The organism is Leifsonia aquatica H1aii, from assembly GCF_000633535.1.
In the GTDB taxonomy this organism is placed as follows: domain Bacteria; phylum Actinomycetota; class Actinomycetes; order Actinomycetales; family Microbacteriaceae; genus Leifsonia; species Leifsonia aquatica_A.
In genome coordinates this window covers 39057-59852 of sequence record NZ_AYMR01000016.1, presented here as the reverse complement: position 1 = coordinate 59852, position 20796 = coordinate 39057, and the positions used below count along the sequence as shown (strand labels likewise).

The window sequence follows — 20796 nt, the reverse complement described above, 5'->3', positions numbered from 1 at the left end:
CGACATTTGGTCCAAATCGGAGCGGGGTCAGCGGGAGGAGGCGTCGAGCAGCTCGTCCTCGACGTCGGAGTCGGTGCGCTTGAGCGCGCGCTTGCGATCGCGCTCGGCGGCGCGGGCCTTCTCGGCGGGGTCGTTCTCGTTGAGCTTGCGGTACTCGGTGCGCAGCGCGTAGCCGAGACCGAAGAACCCGATCAGCGCGAAGATGATCCACTGGATCATGTACGACCAGTGCAGCCCCTCGTCCTGTGTGGGAGGCTCCGTGACGGTGGGAGTGGGCGCCGACGCCGGGGCGGGCGACTCGGTGTCCAGGAGGCCGTACGCGCCCGTATAGACGGCATCCGTGTCCATCTTCTGCTTCACCACGGAGAGCTGGATGGTGCCGACCTGCCGGCCGACCGCCGTGCGTCCGTCGATGGCGGGCTCGCTGGCCTTGAGCCGGGCCACCACGGTGACCGTCCCGGGCGGGGGAGCAGGCACGTGGTCGGGGTCGTCCGAGTCGTTGCCCGTCGGCACCCAGCCGCGGTCGACGATGAAGAGCGAGCCGTCGGCGGTGCGCAGCGGCGTCAAGACCTCGAAGCCCGGGTTGCCGTTGAACGGCCGGTTGCGCGCGAGGAGCTGCTGGTCGGGCTGGTACGTGCCGGTCACGGTGACCCGCGTCCACTCCTGACTCTTGGAGTACGAGGAGAGCGTCGGCAGCTCGCTGGTCAGCGGCACCGGCTTCGAGTCGAAGTTCGCCGAGATGAGAGCGTTCGCAGCTGCGGCCTCCTTGCTACGTGCCAGCTGCCAGTTGGAGAGGAACCCGCACGCGATCGCGAAGGCGATCGCGAAGGCCAGGTAGCCGAGCCAGCGCTTCGAGAAGGCGAAGCGCCAGCCACCTCCCGCGCTCACGCGGTGGTCCCCTCGTCGACGGACACGGCGGTCGCGTCGTCGAGGGCCCGGACGGCGACGGGGAACTCCCGCGCGGCCAGGAACTCCCGCAGGAACTCCTCGTGCTCGTCGCACGCCAGCCACACCTTCACCCGGTCGGCGGTGTGGATCTTCGGGTTGCGCCACTCGATGCGCCACGACGCCGTCTCGCGGCAGCCCGCGCGCGAACACGTCAGCGGATCCGGCTCTCCGAGTCCGATCACTGGCCCTCCTGCTTCGGGTCGCCGCCGGGGGTCGGCGGAGGTGTCATCGGAAGGATATTGCCCGGACGCTGTGCTTCTCCTCGACGCGGGTCGGCGTGGACGTTCGCGAGGACCACGGCGACATAGGGGAGGAAGATCGCGGCGACGACGGGGACCGCCGCCCACCACCCCGGGACCAGCACGGCGACGAACAGGCAGACGACACGGATGCCCATCGCCACGGAGTAGCGGATCATCCGGTGATGTCGTTCCTCGTCGGGCGAGAGGCCGAGGTTCGTGAGCGTGGGGCGTGAGGTCTTCATGAGGGTTCCCCTCAAGAGTACGTCCATAGACTGGTACCCGTTCGATTCGAGAGGAAATCACCACATGACCACGCAGCGCACCGTGCTCGTCACCGGCGGAAACCGCGGGATCGGCTATGCGATCGCCGAGGAGTTCGTGGCCCAGGGCCACCGCGTCGCCGTCACCGCCCGCTCGGGCGAGGGACCGGAGGGGGCGCTGACCGTGCGTGCCGACGTGACCGACGCCGCGTCGATCGACGCCGCGTTCACCGAGATCGAGCAGAAGCTCGGCCCGGTGGAGGTCGTGGTCGCGAACGCCGGCATCACCAAGGACACCCTGCTGATGCGGATGACGGACGAAGAGTTCGACAGCGTCATCGAGACCAACCTGGGTGGGGCCTTCCGCGTCGTCAAGCGCGCCAATAGGGGGATGCTGAAGGCACGGTTCGGCCGCATCGTGCTCATCTCGAGCGTCGTCGGCCTGTTCGGCGGCGCCGGCCAGGTCAACTACGCCGCCTCGAAGGCCGGGCTGGTGGGCATGGCCCGCTCGATCACCCGCGAGCTGGGCGCCCGCGGAATTACGGCGAACGTCGTGGCCCCGGGCTTCATCGAGACCGACATGACGGCGGCGCTGCCCGAGACGCAGCAGGCCGAGTACAAGAAGAGCATCCCGGCCGGCCGGTTCGCGTCTCCGAGCGAGGTCGCCAAGGTGGTCGCCTGGGTCGCGGGCGACGATGCCGGCTACATCTCCGGCGCGGTCATCCCCGTCGACGGCGGCCTCGGGATGGGGCACTAGCCTCCCGTCGCCCGTCGCCGCGCGCCGCGCGAACGGAGGATGATCGGCCCGGTCCCGGGCGGATCGCCTCCGTTCGCTGCGTTTCGGCCGCACCACGGGCCGAATCGCCTCCGTTGCCCGCGCTGGTCAGCCGCGGAGACCGAGGAGGGGGAGCACCTGCGCCAGGTCCTGACGATCGATCACAAGGTCGGCTTCGGCGCGGACGCGCGGCTTCGCGTTGAAGGCGATCGCCAGTCCGGCCTCCGCCATCATCAGCAGGTCGTTGGCGCCGTCGCCGATCGCGACGGTCCGCCGGAGCGGGACCCCTGCGGCGCCGGCCCACTCGCGCAGAGCCTCGGCCTTGGCGGCGGCGTCCACGATCGGCCCGTCCACCTCGCCGGTCAGCACGCCGTCGCGCACGGCGAGACGGTTCGCCCGCCAGTGGTCGAGCCCGAGCCGGGCCCCCAGCGGGTCGAGCAGCTCGTGGAAGCCTCCCGAGACCACACCCACCCGTCCGCCCGAGGCCTGCACGCCCGCGATGAGCTCGGGCACGCCGTCGGTGACGCGGATGCGCTCGCCGACCCGCTCGAAGACGGACACCGGGAGCCCGGCGAGCGCACGGACCCGCTCACGCAGGCTCTGGGCGAAGTCGAGCTCGCCGCGCATCGCGCGCTCGGTGATCTCCGCCACCTCCGCGCGCGCGCCCGCCTCCTCGGCGAGCAGTTCGATCACCTCGTCGTGGATGAGGGTCGAGTCCGCATCGAGGACGACGACGAACGGGACGACGGGCCGATGGGGGTGCTGCTGCGTGTTCTGTTGTGTGCGTGCTGACGTCATGGAACGACGTGAACTCCCTTGCCGACGACGGTGATGCCGGACTCCGTGACGGTGAAGCCGCGCGCGCGGTCCCTGGCCGGGTCCACGCCGATGCGGGCACCCTCGGCCACCACGACGTCCTTGTCCAGGATGGCACGTCCCACGAACGCGTTCGGCTCGATGACGGCGCGCTCGAACACGACCGAGTCGACGACCTTCGCGCCGGAGTCCACCTTCGCCCAGGGCCCGAGCACGCTGCGCTCGAGGTGGGCACCCGAGATCACCGAGCCGAGGGACACGATCGAGTCGATGGTCGTGCCCAGGGCGCCGCGCCCGTCGCGCACGATCTTCGCGGGCGGCGAGTTGAGCACCTGGCTGAAGATCGGCCACTCGCGGTTGTACAGGTTGAACACCGGCAGTGCGGAGATCAGGTCCTGGTGGGCCTCGAAGAACGAGTCGATCGTCCCGACATCGCGCCAGTAGTAGCGGTCGCGGTCGGTCGAGCCCGGGACGTCGTTGCGGCTGAAGTCGTAGACCCCGGCCTCCTGGCGTGCCACGAAGTCCGGGATGATATCGCCGCCCATGTCGTGGTTGGAGTCGGGGCGGTCGCCGTCGCGGATCACCGCGTCGATGAGCGCGTCGGCGTCGAAGACGTAGTTGCCCATCGAGGCGAGCACCTCGCCGGGCGAGTCGGGGAGCCCGATCGGGTCGCTGGGCTTCTCGCGGAAGGCCGCGATGCGGTCGGGGTGCTCCGCATCGACCTCGATGACGCCGAACTGGTCGGCGAGGGAGATCGGTTGACGGATGGCGGCGACGGTCGCGGCGGCGCCCGAGTCGATGTGCGCCTGGATCATCTGCGCGAAGTCCATCCGGTACACGTGGTCAGCGCCGACCACGACCACGATGTCGGGCTTCTCGTCGCGCAGCAGGTTGAGGCTCTGCAGGATGGCGTCGGCCGACCCGCTGAACCAGCGCTTGCCGAGGCGTTGCTGGGCCGGGACGGACGCGATGTAGGAGTTCAGCATCCCGTCGAGACGCCAGGTCTGCGAGACGTGGCGGTCGAGGCTGTGCGACTTGTACTGCGTCAGGACGACCATCTGGCGCAGCTGCGAGTTGATGAGGTTCGAGAGCGCGAAGTCGATGAGCCGGTACTGGCCGCCGAACGGGACGGCGGGCTTGGCCCGGTCGGCCGTCAACGGCATCAGCCGCTTGCCCTCCCCGCCCGCGAGTACGATGCCGAAGATCTTCCTGCCTGCTGCCATGCCACCACAGTAGAGGCAACCGGAGGGCTGTACTAGCGTTCAGGGCATGCGCGTTGATCTTCTCACCCGGGAGTACCCGCCGGACATCTACGGCGGCGCCGGAGTGCACGTGACCGAACTGGTGCGCGCTCTGCGCGCGGACATCGACGTGGTGGTGCGCTGCTTCGGCGAGCCGCGCGACGCGCCCGACACGGTCGCCTACCGGGTGCCCGCGGAGCTGCGGGAGGCGAACGGCGCGCTGGCGACGCTGGGCGTCGACCTGCAGATGGCGCAGGACTGCGGGGGAGCGGACGTGGTCCACTCGCATACCTGGTACGCCAACGCCGGCGGCCACCTCGCCAAGCTGCTGCACGATGTGCCGCACGTGGTCACCGCGCACAGCCTGGAGCCGCTGCGCCCGTGGAAGGCCGAGCAGCTCGGCGGCGGGTACCGCGTGTCGAGCTGGACGGAGAAGACCGCCTTCGAAGCCGCGGACACCGTCATCGCTGTGAGCGAGGGGATGCGCCGCGACATCCTGAACGCGTACCCGGCGCTCGACCCGGACCGGGTGACCGTCGTCTACAACGGCATCGACCTCGAACGGTGGACGCCGCTCGACGACGGCGTGCGGGCCCGCGCCCTCGGCATCGACCCGACGCGACCCGCCGTGGTCTTCGTCGGCCGTATCACCCGCCAGAAGGGCCTGCCGTACCTGCTGCGCGCGGCCCGGCTGCTGCCCGCGGACGTGCAGCTCGTGCTGTGCGCCGGCGCTCCCGACACGCCGGAGATCCTCGCCGAGGTGAGCGGGCTCGTCGCGCAGCTGCAGGCCGAGCGCGACGGCGTCGTCTGGATCGACCGCCTCCTCACCAACGAGGAGCTGCGGATCGCGCTGACCGCCTCCACCGTCTTCGTCTGCCCGTCGATCTACGAGCCGCTGGGCATCGTCAACCTGGAGGCGATGGCCTGCGGTCTCCCCGTGGTCGGCACGGCGACCGGGGGCATCCCGGAGGTCATCGTCGACGGCGTCACCGGGGGGCTCGTGCCGATCGAGCAGCTGCAGGACGGCACCGGGACGCCCACCGACCCGGAGGCGTTCGTGCGCGATCTCGCGGCGGCGCTCACCGAGGTGGTGAGCGATCCGGAGCGGGCCGCCCGGATGGGCGCGGCCGGGCGGGAGCGGGCGGAGACGTCGTTCAGCTGGTCCGCGATCGCGGAACGGACGCGCGACATCTACCGCTCGGTGAGCCGGTAGCGCCCGGCGGCCCGTCGCGGTCGGTGCCGGCCTCCCCGGATGAGTAGGCTAGGAGTCATGGCCAGCAGCGTTCTCCAGCTCTCAGACGTGTCCGTGCTCCGGGACGGGACCCCCGTCCTGCAAGGTGTCGACTGGACCGTGGAGCCGGACGAGCGCTGGGTCGTGCTCGGCCCCAACGGCGCGGGCAAGACGACGCTGCTGCAGATCGCCGCCGCCGCCCTCCACCCGTCCTCGGGGGAGGCCGTGGTGCTGGGTGAGACCCTCGGCCAGAGCGACCTCGCGGAGCTGCGCCCCCTGCTCGGGTTCGCGTCGAGCGCCCTGGCCCGCCGCATCCCGCGCAACGAGACGGTGCTCGACGTGGTGATGACCGCCGCGTACGCCGTCACCGGCCGCTGGAACGAGCTGTACGAGGAGATCGATGAGCGTCGTGCCCTGCGCGTGCTCACCGAGTGGCACCTCGAGCACCTCGCCCAGCGCTCGTTCGGCAGCCTGAGCGACGGCGAACAGAAGCGCGTGCAGATCGCCCGCTCGGTCATGACCGACCCCGAGATCCTGTTGCTCGACGAGCCGGCCGCGAGCCTCGACCTCGGCGGACGGGAGGAGCTCGTGCAGCTGCTCGGCGGCTACGCCAGCGATGCCAAGTCGCCCGCCATCGTCATGGTCACCCACCACGTCGAGGAGATCCCGCTCGGCTTCAACCGGGCACTCCTGCTCAAGGACGGCCGCGTCACCGCGCAGGGCCCGATCGCCGAGGTGCTGACCGCCGAGAGCCTGAGCGAGACCTTCGGGCTCGACATCGACCTCGTCGAGACGGACGGCCGATACACCGCCCGGGCGCGTCAGGCCACCGCAGGCTGAGTCATCTGCTAAACTCGATAGCTGGCTCCCGAGTCATTCTGCCTCGTGGCGGCCGAGAGCTTTCCGCCCGTGCCTCTGGCGTGCGGGCCTGACCGATTCGAAACCAACGCAACAAGGAAGTCCTGATGAAGACTGGCATCCACCCCGACTACGCTCCGGTTGTTTTCCGCGACCTGGCCTCGGGTGCGACGTTCCTCACCCGTTCCACCGTCTCCAGCGAGAAGACGATCGACTGGGAGGACGGCAACACCTACCCGGTGATCGACGTCGAGATCTCGTCCGAGTCGCACCCGTTCTACACCGGCAAGCAGCGCATCCTCGACTCGGCCGGCCGCGTCGAGAAGTTCAACTCGCGCTACAAGAACTTCGGCAAGTAAGCCGCCGCGGCTCCGGCCGCGCGGTACGAGAGAGGCCCCCGTCGTACGACGGGGGCCTCTTCGTGTCGGTGCGGTAGCGGTGCGGTAGCGGCGCTACAGGATCCTGCCGAAGACCTCGCACAGGTAGCTTCCGGTCCGGGGCTGCTGCTCGATGTCGTGGTGATCGTCGCAGGCCGGGCACGGGATGAGATCGACCACGGATCCGTTCGAGAAGTCCGTCTGCTCGCTGTAGCCGAAGTAGGGCCCTTCGGTGGTGATCGTCGGGTGGCAGAGCTGGTGGGAGTCGTCTACGATCTGAAGCGTCGCGCTGATGCTGATTCCTTTCGTCGATGGTCGCGTCTGTCGCGGCCAGCGAAAGTCTTGCACGATCTTCAGAAAACACCCAGGAATCGGTCGAGGGCGCCCGGTCGCCGTTCCGCTCAGTAGTTGTTGTAGTTGGCCGCGGCGACACCGAGCGTGGCGATCACGATGATCGTGATGATGATGCCGAGGATGATCTCCGCCAGGCCGATGATGATGGCGGCGATGGCGAGGCCGCGTCCCTGCTCGCCGGTGCGCTTGATCTGCGACAGGGCGACGAAGCCGAGGATCACCCCGACGAGGTTGACGAAGAACGCGAGGATGAAGCCCACGATCGCCAGCGTGTTGTAGCCGGGCTGCACAGGCGGGGCGGCAGCGTACTGCGGCTGCTGCTGCGGCGGGAGTGGCTGAGGGTTCAGGTTGGGATCGCTCATGGCGACGACACTAGCGTCCACCGGCGCACCGGAGAACCCCCAGCGTGGGAGGGTCGCGCGCCTGGCGCGCCCGCGCCGCGGCGCGGCTGTGCGGCGGCGCCGCGCCTGCGTTTGCCGCTCTCCACGCAGCCGCGGTCGGTGACCGCTGCTGTTCGGGACAAATGCGGTGCGGCGCTGCACCGCGGTCGTCTCGAACTGCAGCGGACCTTGCGGCGGTTGTCCCGAACGAGGGCGGTCGCGGCGGGGTCCGCCACGCGCGCGTCCGGTCGCCGGCCGGGCTTCGGCGCGCCCGCCCGCCCGCGCGCCCGCCCGCGCGCGGGCGGTGCGGGCGGCCCCGGTGACCGCTGCTCTTCGGGACGTTTGCGGTGCGGCGCCGCAACGCAAACGTCCCGAACGGTAGCGGACGTGGCGGCGGTCGTCCCGAATGCGAGCGGTCGCGGCGGTGGTCGACGTTGTAGGAGGCGGCGGATGCGGCGGCCGGCGCGCAGCGCAGCGCGGCGCAGCGCCGCGGCGCGCGCCGCGGGTCAGCGGAGGGGCCAGTCCCCGGAGGCGGTGAACTCGGGGTCGCGGACGCGGCGCATGTACTCCTGGAAGTCGGCGGCCTGTTCGCGACACCAGTCGATCTGCTTGCGGTGCAGCTCGGCGGCCTCGATGGCGAGGTGCTCCGCATGCCGCTGGGCCATCGCCTGGGCGACGCGTCCGGCCGCGATCGCGTCAGCGCCAGCGTCATGCGCGTCGGTCAGCGAGACGCCGTAGTGGTCCGCGGCGACGGTGAGCGTGCGCTTGCCGGGGCGGAACTTGTCGACGGCGCGGTCGATCACCAGCGGGTCGATGATCGGCCCGGGGGAGGCCAGCGGGGCCACGCCGTGGCGGCGGGCCTCCCGGTCGAGCAGGGTGAAGTCGTAGGGTGCGTTGTAGGCCACCACTGGGATGCCGCGATCGAACAGGCGGCGCAACTGGTCGACGATGGCGGCGACGCCGGCCGCGGCGGCCATGCCCTTCTCACGTGCGAGCGCGGTGGTCACGCCGTGGACGGCCGTGGCCTCGGCCGGGATCTCGACCCCGGGGTCCAGGATCCAGTATCGGCCGTGGACGACCTCGCCCCGCTCGTTCAGCAGGCCGACGTGCGCGGTGACGATCCGGGCCGACTCGACGTCGATGCCCGTCGTCTCGAGATCGAAGACGCCGAGCTCGTGATGCCAACCCATGGATTCAGGGTAGGACGGGCCGCCGACACCACCCGGGAGGCGCACCGGGCGGGTCGGCGACCCGTGCCGCGACAGGGGCGACCGTGGCGGCAGCCGGCCGCGACAGGTGGCAGCCGGCCGCGACAGGTGGCCGCCGGCCGCGACAGGCGGCAGCCGGCCGCGACAGGTGGCCGCCAGCCGCGACAGGTGGCCGCCGGCCGCGACAGGCGGCCGTCAGTCGCGCCGCGGCTCCAGGTGCAGCCAGTAGAAGCTCTGCGTGCCGAGCGTCAGGGTGAACCGGCCGTCCTCCGCGACGGTGGGGAACTCGGCCCCGCCGAACATGTCGTACAGCGTCCGACCCGCGAGCTCGGGCGCGTCCAGCGTGACCGAGATGGGGTTGTGGGCGAACGAGAACACGCAGAGCACGTCCTCCGCCTGATCGCCGAAGTGGGTGCCGCTTCCGGCGTAGGAGCGCACGAACGCCAGCACCGACTCATGGTCGGTCTGCAGCACGCGCATGTCGCCGAGGCCGAAGACGGGGTGCGCCTTGCGCACGTGGATGACGTTGCGCACCCAGTGCAGGAGCGAGCGCGACTGCGCGAGCTGCGCCTCCACGTTCACCTGGTTGTAGTGGTACACCAGCGACTGCACGACGGGCAGGAACAGCTTGCCCGGGTCGGCCGTCGAGAACCCGCCGTTGCGGTCGGGCGTCCACTGCATCGGCGTGCGCGAGCTGTCCCGGTCGGGCAGCCAGATGTTGTCGCCCATCCCGATCTCGTCGCCGTAGTAGAGGAACGGGCTGCCGGCGAGCGAGAAGAGCAGGGCGTGCGCCAGCTCGAGCTCGGCGCGGGAGTTGTCGAGCAGGGGGGCGAGACGGCGCCGGATGCCGACGTTGGCGCGCATGCGCGGGTCGTAGGCGTACCAGCCGTACATCGCCTGCCGGTACTCCTCGCTGACCATCTCGAGGGTGAGCTCGTCGTGGTTGCGCAGGAACACCCCCCAGGCGGCGCCCTCGGGCGTGTCGGTCGTCTCGGAGAGCACCCGGACGAGCTCGGTGGCCTGCTGCGAGCGGAGCGCGTAGAAGATGCGCGGCATGACCGGGAAGTCGAAGGCCATGTGGCACTCCGGCTCCTCCTCGGTGCCGAAGAACGCCGCGACCTCGCGGGGCCACTGGTTGGCCTCGGCGATCATCATGCGGCCCGGGTACTCGCGGTCCACCATCTCGCGGAGCTTCTTGATGAACTCGTGCGTGGGAGGCTCGCCCTCGCCGTTGCCCTCGTCCGACTCGTAGAGGTAGGGGATGGCGTCGAGCCGGAAGCCGTCGACGCCGAGGTCGAGCCAGAACCGGACGATGTCGTACATCGCGTCGTGCACGGCCGGGTTCTCGAAGTTGAGGTCGGGCTGGTGCGAGAAGAAGCGGTGGAAGTAGTACTGGCGACGCGCCTCGTCGAAGGCCCAGTTGGAGTCCTCGGTGTCGACGAAGATGATGCGGATGTCCGGGTACTTGTCGTCGGTGTCGTTCCAGACGTAGAAGTCGCCGTACGGGCCCTCCGGGTCGGAGCGCGACTGCTGGAACCACTCGTGCTGGTCGGAGGTGTGGTTCATCGGCAGGTCGATGATGATGCGCATGTTGCGCTCGTGCGCCTTGGTGACGAGGTCGCGGAACTCGTCGATGGTGCCGAACTCGGGGAGGATCGCCTTGAAATCGGAGACGTCGTAGCCTCCGTCGCGCAGGGGCGAGTGGAAGAACGGCGGGAGCCAGAGCGCGTCGATGCCGAGCCACTGCAAGTAGTCGAGTTTGGACGTCAGCCCGGCCAGGTCGCCGGAGCCGTCTCCGTTGCTGTCGACGAACGAACGCACCATGACCTCGTAGAACACCGCGCGGCGGTACCAATGGGGGTCGAGGGTGAGTCCGGGCAGCGTGATGGGCGCGGTGAAACTCACGGTTCTCCTTCTGGCTCGAGGCCGTAGTGCAAGCGGTTACAACCAGTGAAGTCTAGGGGTTCTGAGCGGTGACCTGTCCAGTCCTGCCGGGACATTCACCGAGTGTCCGCCCAGGGCTTGCCTAGACTTGACCACGATGACCACCTCGACGAGGAACACAGCCTCACCATACGCCGACGCGCTCGGGCGCCTCCCCGTGCGACAGGGTGCGATCGACCTCCTCGGAGGCACCACCCGGTACTGGGATTACGGCGACCCGGACGCCGCCACGACGGTCGTCGTCGTGCACGGGTTCCGGGGCGATCACCACGGCCTGGAGCCGGTGGTCGCCCAGCTGCCGGAGCTGCGGATGATCTCGCCCGACCTGCCCGGGTTCGGCGCGTCGACGCCGCTCACCGAGGCGTCTCACGACATCGAGGGATACGGCCGCTGGCTGCGCGGATTCGTCGCCGGCCTGGACCTCCACGGTCGCGTCGTGCTGCTCGGCCACTCGTTCGGTTCGATCGTCGTCGCGGGGGCGCTGGCCTCCCGCGCCGAGGACGATCCGTTGCGGCCGGACCGCGTCGTGCTGGTGAACCCGATCGGCCAGCCGGCGCTGAAGGGTCCGCGCGGCGTGCTCACCCGGCTGGCGATCTTCTACTACTGGCTCGCGGCGGTGCTTCCGGAGCGGCTCGGCTTCGCCCTGCTGCGCAACCGCCTGATCGTGCGCGTGATGAGCGAGGCGATGGCGAAGACGAAGGAGCGCGGGCTGCGTGGCTGGATCCACGACCAGCACCACCGCTACTTCTCGGCGTTCAGCGACCGCCGGGTGGTGCTCGAGGCCTTCCGCGCGTCCGTCTCCCACGATGTCAGCGAGTTCGCGGCGCGCATCCCGGAACCGACCCTGCTCGTGGCGGCGGTGGACGACGACATCACGCCGATCGAGGCGGAGCGCCGTCTGCGGACGCTCTTCCCGGACGCCCGGCTGGTCGAGATCGCCGGGGTGGGGCACCTGATCCACTACGAGAAGCCGTACGAGGCGGCGGACGCGCTCCGCGCCTTCCTCGGCGAGGAGGCCGCTGAGTGAGGATCCTGTTCGACTGCCGGTACACCCGCATCGGCCGCCACGACGGGATCAGCCGGTACACCGCCGGCCTGGTGACCGCGTTGGCGGAGCGCCACGCCGTCACCATGCTGATCAGCGACCACCGGCAGCTGGAGATGCTGCCGGATCTGCCGTGGGAGCTCATCGGCTCGCCCACGGCGGTCGGTGAGCCGTGGGTGGCCCGCCAGGTGAACGCGCTCGCACCGGACGTCGTGTTCACGCCGATGCAGACGATGGGCGGTTTCGGCCGCCGCTACCGCCTGGTGCTCACCGTGCACGACCTCATCTACTACCGCCACCCGACCCCGCCACGGGACTTGCCGGCGTTCGTGCGCGGCCTGTGGCGGCTCTACCACCTCGCCTGGTGGCCGCAACGGCTGCTCCTCAACCGGTCCGACGCCGTGGTGACGGTGTCGTCGACGACGAAGCAGCTCATCGCCGAGCACCGCCTCACGAAGCGCCCGGTGTACGTCGTGCCGAACGCGGCGGACATGCCCGCCATCCCGGAGGAGCGGGCCTCCCGTCCCGCACCCGAGACCAAGAGCCTGGTCTACATGGGGTCGTTCATGCCGTACAAGAACGTCGACACGCTGGTGCGCGCCGCCGCCCTGCTGCCCGGATACGAGCTGCACCTGATGAGCCGGGTCTCCGACGCCGAGAAGGCGCGCCTGTCCGCGCTCGCCCCGGCCGCCCGGCTGGTGTTCCACGACGGTGCGAGCGATGAGGAGTACGCCGAGACCCTCGCGTCGGCGACCGCCCTGGTGACGGCGTCGCGCGATGAGGGCTTCGGCATCCCGCTGGTCGAATCGATGACGCTCGGGACCCCGGTGGTGGTCAGCGACATCCCGATCTTCCGCGAGATCGGGGGAGAGGCGGCGCTGTTCTTCCCCGCTGACTCCGCGGAGCAGTTGGCCGAGCGGGTGCGGCACCTGGAGGACGACGGCGTCTGGGCCGAGCGCTCCGCGGCCTCCCGCGACGAGGCCGCGCGCTTCACCTGGGCGGCGTCGGCCGAGCACCTGCTGACGGTGCTGACCGCCACGAACGCCCGGGCGGACCGGCGGCGCGGTCGCGGACGCGCGCAGCGCTGACTGCCGTCGCGACCGCCGCGGAGCTCACATCACCGAGGCGGTGAGCAGGTCGCGGTCCTCCGGACCGAGGTTGAACCGGTCGAGGCGCAGCACGCCGTCGTCGTAGACGAAACGGTGCACCGAGCCGTTCGGGATCACCTCACCCGGCCCGGGGAGGGCGTGGTCGGTGACGTGGCGGACGATCGAACCGATGACGCCGCCGTGGCTGACGACGATGATGCTCTCGTCCGGGTGGTCCTCGCCCAGCTCCAGCAAGGCGGGGAGGGCGCGCGTGACCACCTGCTCGCGGCTCTCCCGGCCGGGCACCGGGGTCCCCTCCGGCCAGCGCTCCAGGATCTGGGCGCCGGTCAGCCCCTCGGCCTCCCCGTAGTGGCGCTCGGCCACGGCGGGGAGGGGGTGCGGTTCGCCCAGGCCGACATGCGAACCGATGATGCGCGCCGTCTCGAACGCGCGGCCGAGCGGGCTGGCGTAGATCGCGTCGAAACGGCCTCCGGAGAGCGCGCGGCCCGTCGCCTCGGCCTGCCCACGCCCGGTGTCGTTCAGCGGGATGTCGCTGGAGCCCTGGATGCGCCGGGCGAGGTTCCAATCGGTCTGGCCGTGCCGAACGAGGGAGATGAGGGTCACGCGCGTCCTTCCGTTCCAGGACGCGCCGTGGCGCTGTGCGCTACGCCAGGCGGCGGGAGAGCTCGACGAGCGTCTCCGTCGTCCCTGCGTTCAGCTTAATGGTCGCGCGCAGATCGCCCTTGGTCTCGCCGCGGTTGACGATGACGATGGGCAGCCGCCGGCGCCGGGCCTCCTCCAGCAGGCGGATGCCCGAGTTGACGATGAGGGACGAGCCGGCGATCAGCAGGGCGTCGGCGGAGCGGACCAGGGCACTGGCCTCCCGGTACTTCTCGGCAGGGATGAACTCGCCGAAGAACACGACGTCGGGCTTGAGCCGGCCGCCGCACACCGTGCAGTCGGGCACCTGGAACGCGTCGATGTCGGTGACGATCGCGTCTCCGTCGGGAGCGATCTCGACCGCGCCTTCGGTGTCGATCCACGGGTTGGCCGCGTCGATGCGCGCCGTGATCGCCTCGCGGGCGAAGACCTGACCGCAGACCAGGCACAGCACGCGGTCCATCGAGCCGTGCAGGTCGACGACGCGGCGGGATCCCGCCTGCTTGTGCAGACCGTCCACGTTCTGCGTGATCACGCCGTTCGCGGCGCCGGCCGCTTCCAGGCCCGCCAGTGCGCGGTGCCCGTCGTTCGGCCGGGCGGCGGCGAAGCGGCGGTAGCCCAGGTGGCTGCCCGCCCAGTAGCGCTTGCGGTACCGGTCGTCGGCGAGGAACTGCTGGAAGGTCATCGGCGTCCGCTTGGGGGCGCCCTCGCCGCGGTAGTCGGGGATGCCCGAGTCGGTCGAGACACCCGCACCGGTGAGGACGGCGAAGCGTCGCCCGGAGAGCAGGTCGACGGTCTCGTCGATCGCGCGCGCGACCTCCGGCGTCAGCTGTGTCGTCAGCGTGTCCACTGGCACCTCCCGGTCGTTGCCCTCCTGAGTCTAAACTCGCCAGTTTTCCGATTTGTTTCCGGGGACTGGCAATGTGGACCCGTGCAGATCCATCGTGTGACCGACCTGACCGCCGACGGCCTCGCCGACTACTCCCGTCTGACCGACGTCGCGCTGCGGCGGGTGAGCGAGCCGGAGGGCGGCCTCTACATCGCGGAGTCGACCAAAGTGATCACGCGTGCCCTCGCCGCCGGGCATCGGCCGCGGTCGGTCCTGCTGCAGGAGCAGTGGCTGCCGGACGTCGAGCCCCTGCTCTCCGCCTTTCCGGACGTGCCCGTCTTCGTGGGGGAGGCCGGCGTGCTCGAACAGCTCACCGGATACAACCTGCACCGCGGCGCTCTGGCGGCGATGCACCGTCCCGCCCTGCCCGACCCGCGGGATCTGCTGCGCGGCGCGCGCCGGGTGGTGGTGCTGGAGGACATCGTCGACCACACCAATGTCGGGGCGATCTTCCGCTCGGTCGCCGGTCTCGGCGCCGATGCGGTGCTGGTCAGCCCGCGCTGCGCCGACCCGCTCTACCGGCGCAGTGTGCGGGTGAGCATGGGCACCGTGCTGCAGGTGCCGTGGACGCGCATCCCGGAGTGGGAGGAGGCGACGGGGATCCTGCACGACGCCGGCTTCGACATCGCGGCACTGGCCCTCGCCGACGGCGCGGTGACGCTCGACGAATACGCGGCCGCCCCGCCCGAGCACGTCGCGATGGTGCTGGGCTCCGAAGGCGACGGGCTGAGCCGGACGGCGCTGGCCGCCGCCGACACGGTCGTCACCATCCCGATGCTGCACGGCGTCGACTCGCTCAACGTCGCATCGGCGAGCGCGGTGGCGCTCTGGGCGCTGCGGGCGCGTTCTCAGCCGATGCCGCAGTAGGCGCGTCTAGACTCTCCGCGTGTCCCAGCAAGTCCCGGTCGATCCGCCGCGCCGTCAATCCCGCACGGTGTACCGCCGTCGCCGCTTCGTCGTCTTCGGCATCGGCGGCACCCTCCTGCTCGCGTTCCTGTACGTCGCCGGCTCGCTGCTGACGCCGGTCCCGGCGACCGCGGCCGTGGTCTCCCACGAGAAGTCGATCGTGCAGCCCGCCGCCCAGCTCGCGTGGCCGTCCTACGGGTCGTCGGCGGTGACCGCCCCGGACTACTCCGGTGCGACGGTCTTCCACGGCAGCGACGCGAGCGTGCCGATCGCGAGCGTGACGAAGGTTGTCACCGCCCTGGTGGTGCTCGACGCGAAGCCGTTGAACGGTGACGAGCAGGGGCCGTCCATCTCCTTCACCCAGAAGGACGTCGACATCTGGAACGAGGTCATCGCCGAGGGCGGGTCGTGGGCGCCCGTGCAGGCCGGCATCTCGATGACCGAGAAGGAGGCGCTCACCGCGATGCTCCTGCCCTCGGCGAACAACTACGCCATCTCTCTGGCGAACTGGGCGTACGGCTCGCAGTCGGCCTACGTGGACGCCGCGAACAAGTGGCTCGCGGCGAAGGGCTTCACCGGCACGAAGATCGTCAGCGCCGATGGGCTCGACCCGGGCAACATGAGCACGACGAAGGACCTGCTCGGACTCGGCGGACTGGTGCTCGACTCGCCCGCCCTGTCGTCGATCGTGTCGCAGAAGACGGCGACGCTGCCCGGCGCGGGCGCGCAGGACAACACCAACACGCTCCTCGGCTGGGAGGGCATCGACGGTCTGAAGACCGGCAACACCGACGAGGCCGGCAACTGCCTGCTGTTCTCGGCGGAGGTCGCCGTCGGCAAGGCGAAGGTCCGGGTCCTGGGGGTCGTGCTCGGCGCTCCCACCCACGACGACCTGTGGGCCGGGGTGCAGGCCCTGCTGACCAGCGTGAAGGCGGGCTTCCACGAGGTCTCGGCCTCGACGAAGGGCCAGGTGTTCGGGTCGTACGACACCCCGTGGAAGGCGAGCTCGGATCTCGTCGCGACGACCGCCACGACCTTCGTGGTCTGGTCGGATCAGCCGGTCGAGGTGGCGCTCGAGACGCGCCCGGTGCAGTCCGGGTTCGCGGGCGACGTCGTGGGGAAGGTGACGTTCACCTCCAACGGAAAGACCCAGACCACGGACCTGGCGCTCGCGAAGGACGTGCCCGATCCCGGCTTCGGCTGGCGGTTGGCGCATCCGGGCGGCCTCGGCACCTGAGACCGCCCGGCGCGCGTCACGCGGAGCGGTAGGTCGCCGCGACCGTCCAGAACGACTCGGACGGCTGCATCACCCGGTAGTCGGCCCACGAGCCGTCCACGAAGGTGAAGCGGGCGACCGCGACGCCGCCCTGGGCCTTCTTCCCGGTGTCCTCGATGGCGACGACCTCTCGCCTGGCGAGGCGCTGCTTCAACGCCGGCGGGACGGAGTTCCCGGCCATCCCGAAGTCCCACCAGGTCAGCGCGTCCTCGCCGAGCGAGAGCACCAGGAGATCGGAGTCGCGGCTGAGCTGCTGCGCCGTGGATCCGTCGCCGCCGCCGAGGTGCTTCGACCCGGACGCGGCGTTCTGCACAGCGGAGAGGGCTGCATTGAGCAGCTTGCCGTCCAGCGACACACCGCCACCGCCTCCGCGGGTGTACGCGCTCGGGACGACGCGCGCGGTCGCCAGAGAGACGTCACCGCCGGCGGAGGCGATCTCGGCCGCGTGGTCGACGGCGGGGCCGGTGAAGGCGGAGGCGAACTTGTCGAAGAGACCCATGGTCGTGTTCCTTTCGGTGGGGTGATCAGCGCTGCGGGGCGCGGAGGGCGCGGAGCGCGAGGACGAGCGCGAGCACGGCGAACGCGGCCGCGACACCGGCGACCGTGAACGGGCCGAGCGTGTCGAGCAGGCGGGCGAAGCCGGCGCGGCGACCCGAGGAGCCGACCACCTCGTCCCAGATCGGAGTGAAGCAGAGGACGGCGACGACGACGGCGATCGCGGACGCGCCGAACCAGCCCCAGGGGGTGTCCCGTTCCTCCTCGCTCTCGACGTGCTCGACGGGCGATGGACGGGAATCCGGCTCGGACATGGCGGACCTCTCGGGTGCGGGGCGGTGGTGCGCACGGTGCGCGGGTCCATCGTCCCCGGTTCGGGGGGCAGCGCCGAACAGTCCGAACGAATCCGAACGACGACGCGTGCGGATGTCGGGGACCGCCTCAGGGCACGGCGATCGTGCCGGCGAACTCGGCGCTCAGGCGGGCGGCTCGTTCGTGGCCCATCGCGCTCAGGAGCCGCAGCGCCTCCCCGAGGTGCCGGGCGGCCTCGTCAGGCGTCCCGGCGGCGAGCGCGACGCGGCCGAGGACCTCGTGGGCCCGTGCCTGCTCGGTGATGTCGCCCATGCTCTCCGCCGAGGCGAGCGCCCTCCGCGCGAGGGAGGCTGCGTCGGATGTCCGTCCGCGGTCGAGAGCGATCAGCGCCAGGGTGTCGAGAGCGTCGGCCACAGGGAGGTGGAAACCGGTGCCGTCCACGGCCGCCACGGCGTCGCGGGCGTCGCGCTCGGCCTCGTCGAGCCGACCGACCGCGCGGAGGGCCTGCGCACGGAGGGCGCCGATCTCCGGCAGGACGTCGAAGGACTCGCCGCCGTCGCTCTGCGCCCGACCCGCCTCGAGCGCTGCGACGGCCTCGTGGGCGCGCCCGGCGCCGAGCAACGCGGTCGCCAACGTGACGCTGTGATAGGCCGGAGGGATTCCCGGTGGAGCCTCGGCGAGGAGGGCGCGGCTCTCCGTCTCGGCCGCCGCGAACCGGCCGAGCGCCGCGTCGAGGAAGGCCCGGTTGCTGCGCAGGATGGTGCGGTTCCCCTCGTCGCCGGCACGCTCCGTGACCGTCCATGCCTGGGCGAACAGCCGCGACGACTCGGCGAGGTCGCCGCGGAGGCGCGCGAGGTTGGCCTCGTTGCCCAGCGCGCGTCCCTCGGTGAGCGGATTCCCCGCCCTGCGCGCGACCTGCGCGGCCCGGCGGTAGGCCGCACGGGCGTCGTCCCATCGCCCGAGGCCGCGGTGGAGGTTGCCGATGATGTTCCAGAGGCGCCCCGGTTGCCGCTCGTCGCCGAGCCGCTGAGCGCGGTGCAGGCTGGCGAGCGAGTCGTCGACGCGCCCGAGTTTCTCATACGAGCGGGCCATCGCCTCGGCGAGCGGGCCGCGGCTCCCTGACGGAGCGACCGCGTCCGCGCGTTCCAGCACCGAGACGATCTCGCTCCAGTGCCCGTCGTCCTCCAGGCGGGCGCTCGCGGCCATCGCGAGTTCCACCAGTTCGTCGTGGGCGCCGTGGTCGTGCGCCAGCACTCCTGCGGCGTGCAGCTCGAGCGCCTGATCGCGATCCATCCGGCTGCTCGTGGCGAGCCGGTCCCGCGCGGCCACGGCGAACGCGGCGGCGAAGGCGCGACGACTGCTGAGGGGATCCTGTTCCACGGAGCGGGCATGTGCGTGCGACCGCACCGCGTCGTGCAGCGCCACACCGGGGCCCGGTTCGACGAGGTGCAGGGAGCGCAGGCGGATGAGGGCGCGTGCCGTCGACGGCGACGCGGCAGCGAGGGTCCGCGCGTCGACCGGGGCGGCGAAGAGCGACAGCCGGCGCAGCGCGGACGCCTCCCCGGGGTCGAGGGCCCGGTAGAGGGAATCGAGCAGAGGATGGATGGGCGATCCTGCGGCGGGCACGTCGAACCGTTCCGCAAGATCCTCCGTCGTCCACTCGGGGTGGTCATGGGCGAACCGGACGATCAGGTCGATGGCCAGCCGGATGCCGCCGCTGGTGCGGGCGAGGCGATCGAGTGCCGCCCCGTGCGCATCCGCGCGACCGAGCCCGCCGGCGAGCACGGCCGCGGACGCCTCCGCCGTGAGCGGGGCCAGCTCGATGCGGCGGATGGGGGATGTGAGCCCGCGCGCGGCGGTGAGCGCCTCCAGGCCGTCGAGGGCCGAGCGGCTGGTGACGAAGCAGACGGCGCCGTCCGGGAGGACCGGGACCAGGTCCGCGACGGACCCGGCGTCGTCGAAGACCAGCGCCGCCGGACGTGCGGCGAGAGCGGTCGCGATGGCGGTGCGGAGCGAGTCCGGGGTGGCGGGGGAGCCGCCGCGCGCCCCGATGGAGCGGGCGACGGCGCGGAGCGTCTCGATCGGTTCGGCGGGAGCGAGTACCGCGTGGTACCCCCGCAGCTGGATGAGCTGGACGCCGCCGGGGAGGCGGGCGGACGTGGCGAGCTCGCGAGCGAGGGTGCTCTTGCCGACCCCGGGGAGGCCGGTGATCAGGGTGACGGACGCGGGGACGGAGGGCGCGGGTGCGGGAGCCGGTGCGGCGGCGGGCACCGGCGGAAGGGCGGTCACGACGACGTGACCGCCTGCGCGTGCGCCGTTGAGCGTCTGCGCGAGGTGCCGCCAGCCGTCGGCGCGGTGGGCGTCGTCGGTGAGCGCGAGCACGATGTCGTGGACGAGGTCGACGTCGAGGCGCCGGCGGTCGGGGCGGAAGCAGTCGTACACGGTGACCTTCGCCGGCGGCCCGCCGCGGCCGGCTTCGGCGCGCGATCGTCCGATGCGCCGGGCGATCTCGTCGTAGGAGGGCGGTCCGGCCGTGACACGGAGCGCCCCGAGAGCGCGGGCGAAGCCCTCGAACGAGACGACGTCGTCGGGGACGCCGGGGCGATCGGCGGCGGGCGCGGGGTCGGTGCGGGGCATCGGGCTCCTCATCGATGAGCGGCGGCGGACCGGGCGCGCCCTCACTCCTCCGTGCGGATGAGGAAGGGGCCGGCCTCCGGGCGCTTCGGCAGCACGTGGTCGCCGGAGGACTGGTGGCGGATCCGCCGCACCACCCACGGCACCAGGTACTCGCGCGCCCAGGACAGGTCCTCCGCGCGGGCCTGCCGCCAGGTGCGTGCGGGCAGGGGCTCGGGGTCGAGCGGCTGCAGGTCGTTGTCGACGTTGAGGGCGGCCAGCACCATCCGCGCGACGGTGTGGTGGCCCAGCGGGGCGAGGTGGAGGCGGTCGGGGGCCCACATCCGCTGGTCCTGGATCTCGGTGAGCGCCCACTGATCGGCGACGATGCAGTCGTACTTCGCGGCGATCCTTCGCACGTTCTCGTTGTAGATCGCGACCTTGCCGCGGATGCCGCGGAAGACGGGGGAGAAGCCGACGTCGACGCCGGTGAAGACGACGATGGTCGCGCCGTCCCGGCTCAGCCGTGCGACGGCCTCGTCGAACAGGGCCGCGATCTGGTCGGGGTCCGTGCCCGGCCGGATGACGTCGTTGCCGCCGGCGGAGATCGTGATCAGGTCGGGACGCAGGGCGAGGGCGGGCTCCACCTGGTCGTCGAGGATCTGCTTGATCAGCTTGCCGCGGACGGCGAGGTTGGCGTAGGCGAAGTCGTCTGTCTGGCTGCTCAGCACCTCGGCGACACGGTCGGCCCAGCCGCGGTGGCCGCCGGGGCTGGCCGGCTCGGGGTCGCCGATGCCCTCTGTGAACGAGTCGCCCAGGGCGACGTAGCGGGACCAGGGATGCTGCGCTTCGACCATTCCTCCATTCTGCATCCGGTC

The 20796-nt window shown here is 71.3% G+C and carries 23 protein-coding genes; 8 read left to right on the top strand and 15 right to left on the bottom strand.

Annotated features, from left to right (window positions below; translation table 11 throughout):
* Nucleotides 1–27: 27 nt before the first annotated feature.
* Genes U870_RS0115570 through U870_RS22680 form a run of 3 tightly spaced genes read right to left on the bottom strand, consistent with a single transcriptional unit; the run spans nucleotide 28 to nucleotide 1432 of the window.
* A complete protein-coding gene (locus tag U870_RS0115570) occupies nucleotides 28–888 on the bottom strand; it encodes an SURF1 family cytochrome oxidase biogenesis protein (RefSeq protein WP_025158307.1) in 861 nt (286 codons plus the stop codon).
* Nucleotides 885–1130: a hypothetical protein gene (locus tag U870_RS0115565; RefSeq protein WP_025158306.1), complete on the bottom strand. Its 246-nt coding sequence runs from the start codon at nucleotides 1128–1130 to the stop codon at nucleotides 885–887. The genes U870_RS0115570 and U870_RS0115565 overlap by 4 nt, the downstream gene beginning before the upstream one ends.
* Nucleotides 1127–1432 (bottom strand): DUF3099 domain-containing protein, encoded by a 306-nt coding sequence (locus tag U870_RS22680; RefSeq protein WP_025158305.1) that lies wholly within the window; start codon nucleotides 1430–1432, stop codon nucleotides 1127–1129. Before U870_RS22680 ends, U870_RS0115565 begins: the two co-directional genes overlap by 4 nt.
* Nucleotides 1433–1496: 64 nt before the next feature.
* On the opposite strand from U870_RS22680, the gene fabG reads away from it, so the two are divergent.
* Complete coding sequence (gene fabG / locus U870_RS0115555) at nucleotides 1497–2207, top strand: 3-oxoacyl-ACP reductase FabG (protein WP_025158304.1); 711 nt, start codon at nucleotides 1497–1499, stop codon at nucleotides 2205–2207.
* 126 nt (nucleotides 2208–2333) lie between these two features.
* On the opposite strand, the gene serB is transcribed toward fabG, so the two are convergent.
* Together serB and U870_RS0115545 are read right to left on the bottom strand one after the other, a co-directional pair.
* The gene (gene serB, locus U870_RS0115550) at nucleotides 2334–3023 is read right to left on the bottom strand and encodes a phosphoserine phosphatase SerB (protein WP_025158303.1); all 690 of its coding nucleotides are present in this window, start codon (nucleotides 3021–3023) and stop codon (nucleotides 2334–2336) included.
* Nucleotides 3020–4264, bottom strand: coding sequence for a glucose-1-phosphate adenylyltransferase (locus U870_RS0115545; RefSeq protein ID WP_025158302.1), 1245 nt, complete (start codon nucleotides 4262–4264; stop codon nucleotides 3020–3022). The genes serB and U870_RS0115545 overlap by 4 nt, the downstream gene beginning before the upstream one ends.
* Nucleotides 4265–4310: 46 nt before the next feature.
* Between U870_RS0115545 and glgA the strand changes: the two genes are divergently transcribed.
* The 3 genes from glgA to U870_RS0115530 all read left to right on the top strand — a co-directional run bounded on the left by glgA (nucleotide 4311) and on the right by U870_RS0115530 (nucleotide 6730).
* Nucleotides 4311–5495: a glycogen synthase gene (gene glgA / locus U870_RS0115540; RefSeq protein ID WP_025158301.1), complete on the top strand. Its 1185-nt coding sequence runs from the start codon at nucleotides 4311–4313 to the stop codon at nucleotides 5493–5495.
* A 57-nt stretch (nucleotides 5496–5552) separates the two neighbouring features.
* Nucleotides 5553–6353: an ABC transporter ATP-binding protein gene (locus tag U870_RS0115535; RefSeq protein WP_025158300.1), complete on the top strand. Its 801-nt coding sequence runs from the start codon at nucleotides 5553–5555 to the stop codon at nucleotides 6351–6353.
* A 125-nt stretch (nucleotides 6354–6478) separates the two neighbouring features.
* Nucleotides 6479–6730: a type B 50S ribosomal protein L31 gene (locus tag U870_RS0115530; protein WP_025158299.1), complete on the top strand. Its 252-nt coding sequence runs from the start codon at nucleotides 6479–6481 to the stop codon at nucleotides 6728–6730.
* A 93-nt stretch (nucleotides 6731–6823) separates the two neighbouring features.
* Here U870_RS0115530 and U870_RS0115525 read toward each other — a convergent pair whose 3' ends face one another.
* The 4 genes from U870_RS0115525 to treS all read right to left on the bottom strand — a co-directional run bounded on the left by U870_RS0115525 (nucleotide 6824) and on the right by treS (nucleotide 10595).
* The gene (locus tag U870_RS0115525; RefSeq protein ID WP_025158298.1) at nucleotides 6824–7096 is read right to left on the bottom strand and encodes a hypothetical protein; all 273 of its coding nucleotides are present in this window, start codon (nucleotides 7094–7096) and stop codon (nucleotides 6824–6826) included.
* A gap of 53 nt (nucleotides 7097–7149) precedes the next feature.
* On the bottom strand, nucleotides 7150–7464 hold the full coding sequence (locus U870_RS0115520) for a DUF4190 domain-containing protein (RefSeq protein WP_025158297.1): 315 nt from the start codon (nucleotides 7462–7464) through the stop codon (nucleotides 7150–7152).
* Between the two features lie 524 nt (nucleotides 7465–7988).
* Complete coding sequence (locus tag U870_RS0115515; protein WP_025158296.1) at nucleotides 7989–8672, bottom strand: 3'-5' exonuclease; 684 nt, start codon at nucleotides 8670–8672, stop codon at nucleotides 7989–7991.
* Between the two features lie 213 nt (nucleotides 8673–8885).
* Nucleotides 8886–10595 (bottom strand): maltose alpha-D-glucosyltransferase, encoded by a 1710-nt coding sequence (treS, locus tag U870_RS0115510; protein ID WP_025158295.1) that lies wholly within the window; start codon nucleotides 10593–10595, stop codon nucleotides 8886–8888.
* 136 nt (nucleotides 10596–10731) lie between these two features.
* Between treS and U870_RS0115505 the strand changes: the two genes are divergently transcribed.
* A complete protein-coding gene (locus tag U870_RS0115505; protein ID WP_025158294.1) occupies nucleotides 10732–11661 on the top strand; it encodes an alpha/beta fold hydrolase in 930 nt (309 codons plus the stop codon).
* On the top strand, nucleotides 11658–12767 hold the full coding sequence (locus U870_RS0115500) for a glycosyltransferase family 4 protein (RefSeq protein WP_025158293.1): 1110 nt from the start codon (nucleotides 11658–11660) through the stop codon (nucleotides 12765–12767). The genes U870_RS0115505 and U870_RS0115500 overlap by 4 nt, the downstream gene beginning before the upstream one ends.
* A gap of 24 nt (nucleotides 12768–12791) precedes the next feature.
* Here U870_RS0115500 and U870_RS0115495 read toward each other — a convergent pair whose 3' ends face one another.
* Nucleotides 12792–13391 carry a histidine phosphatase family protein gene (locus tag U870_RS0115495; protein ID WP_025158292.1) on the bottom strand — a complete coding sequence of 200 codons (600 nt, stop codon included), beginning with the start codon at nucleotides 13389–13391 and terminating at the stop codon, nucleotides 12792–12794.
* 40 nt (nucleotides 13392–13431) lie between these two features.
* Nucleotides 13432–14277 (bottom strand): Sir2 family NAD-dependent protein deacetylase, encoded by an 846-nt coding sequence (locus tag U870_RS0115490; RefSeq protein ID WP_025158291.1) that lies wholly within the window; start codon nucleotides 14275–14277, stop codon nucleotides 13432–13434.
* 81 nt (nucleotides 14278–14358) lie between these two features.
* On the opposite strand from U870_RS0115490, the gene U870_RS0115485 reads away from it, so the two are divergent.
* Together U870_RS0115485 and U870_RS0115480 are read left to right on the top strand one after the other, a co-directional pair.
* Nucleotides 14359–15183, top strand: coding sequence for a TrmH family RNA methyltransferase (locus U870_RS0115485; protein ID WP_025158290.1), 825 nt, complete (start codon nucleotides 14359–14361; stop codon nucleotides 15181–15183).
* Between the two features lie 19 nt (nucleotides 15184–15202).
* Nucleotides 15203–16459: a D-alanyl-D-alanine carboxypeptidase family protein gene (locus tag U870_RS0115480; RefSeq protein WP_240183722.1), complete on the top strand. Its 1257-nt coding sequence runs from the start codon at nucleotides 15203–15205 to the stop codon at nucleotides 16457–16459.
* A 16-nt stretch (nucleotides 16460–16475) separates the two neighbouring features.
* On the opposite strand, the gene U870_RS0115475 is transcribed toward U870_RS0115480, so the two are convergent.
* The 4 genes from U870_RS0115475 to U870_RS0115460 all read right to left on the bottom strand — a co-directional run bounded on the left by U870_RS0115475 (nucleotide 16476) and on the right by U870_RS0115460 (nucleotide 20775).
* Nucleotides 16476–16997 carry a hypothetical protein gene (locus tag U870_RS0115475; protein WP_025158288.1) on the bottom strand — a complete coding sequence of 174 codons (522 nt, stop codon included), beginning with the start codon at nucleotides 16995–16997 and terminating at the stop codon, nucleotides 16476–16478.
* A gap of 25 nt (nucleotides 16998–17022) precedes the next feature.
* Entirely contained in the window at nucleotides 17023–17307 is a 285-nt protein-coding gene (locus tag U870_RS0115470) for a hypothetical protein (protein ID WP_025158287.1), read from the bottom strand.
* A 127-nt stretch (nucleotides 17308–17434) separates the two neighbouring features.
* On the bottom strand, nucleotides 17435–19942 hold the full coding sequence (locus U870_RS0115465; RefSeq protein ID WP_025158286.1) for a tetratricopeptide repeat protein: 2508 nt from the start codon (nucleotides 19940–19942) through the stop codon (nucleotides 17435–17437).
* A gap of 41 nt (nucleotides 19943–19983) precedes the next feature.
* Nucleotides 19984–20775, bottom strand: coding sequence for an SGNH/GDSL hydrolase family protein (locus U870_RS0115460; RefSeq protein WP_025158285.1), 792 nt, complete (start codon nucleotides 20773–20775; stop codon nucleotides 19984–19986).
* Between the last annotated feature and the right edge of the window lie 21 nt (nucleotides 20776–20796).

Bases quoted from the DNA above. Each gene is read 5' to 3' on its own strand.
- U870_RS0115505 (WP_025158294.1), top strand. From the start codon at position 10,732: ATGACCACCTCGACGAGGAACACAGCCTCACCATACGCCGACGCGCTC.
- U870_RS0115535 (WP_025158300.1), top strand. From the start codon at position 5,553: ATGGCCAGCAGCGTTCTCCAGCTCTCAGACGTGTCCGTGCTCCGGGAC.
- serB (WP_025158303.1), bottom strand. From the start codon at position 3,023: ATGACGTCAGCACGCACACAACAGAACACGCAGCAGCACCCCCATCGG.
- U870_RS0115545 (WP_025158302.1), bottom strand. From the start codon at position 4,264: ATGGCAGCAGGCAGGAAGATCTTCGGCATCGTACTCGCGGGCGGGGAG.
- glgA (WP_025158301.1), top strand. From the start codon at position 4,311: ATGCGCGTTGATCTTCTCACCCGGGAGTACCCGCCGGACATCTACGGC.
- U870_RS0115470 (WP_025158287.1), bottom strand. From the start codon at position 17,307: ATGTCCGAGCCGGATTCCCGTCCATCGCCCGTCGAGCACGTCGAGAGC.
- U870_RS0115515 (WP_025158296.1), bottom strand. From the start codon at position 8,672: ATGGGTTGGCATCACGAGCTCGGCGTCTTCGATCTCGAGACGACGGGC.
- U870_RS0115520 (WP_025158297.1), bottom strand. From the start codon at position 7,464: ATGAGCGATCCCAACCTGAACCCTCAGCCACTCCCGCCGCAGCAGCAG.
- U870_RS0115465 (WP_025158286.1), bottom strand. From the start codon at position 19,942: ATGCCCCGCACCGACCCCGCGCCCGCCGCCGATCGCCCCGGCGTCCCC.
- U870_RS22680 (WP_025158305.1), bottom strand. From the start codon at position 1,432: ATGAAGACCTCACGCCCCACGCTCACGAACCTCGGCCTCTCGCCCGAC.
- U870_RS0115530 (WP_025158299.1), top strand. From the start codon at position 6,479: ATGAAGACTGGCATCCACCCCGACTACGCTCCGGTTGTTTTCCGCGAC.
- U870_RS0115460 (WP_025158285.1), bottom strand. From the start codon at position 20,775: ATGGTCGAAGCGCAGCATCCCTGGTCCCGCTACGTCGCCCTGGGCGAC.
- U870_RS0115475 (WP_025158288.1), bottom strand. From the start codon at position 16,997: ATGGGTCTCTTCGACAAGTTCGCCTCCGCCTTCACCGGCCCCGCCGTC.
- fabG (WP_025158304.1), top strand. From the start codon at position 1,497: ATGACCACGCAGCGCACCGTGCTCGTCACCGGCGGAAACCGCGGGATC.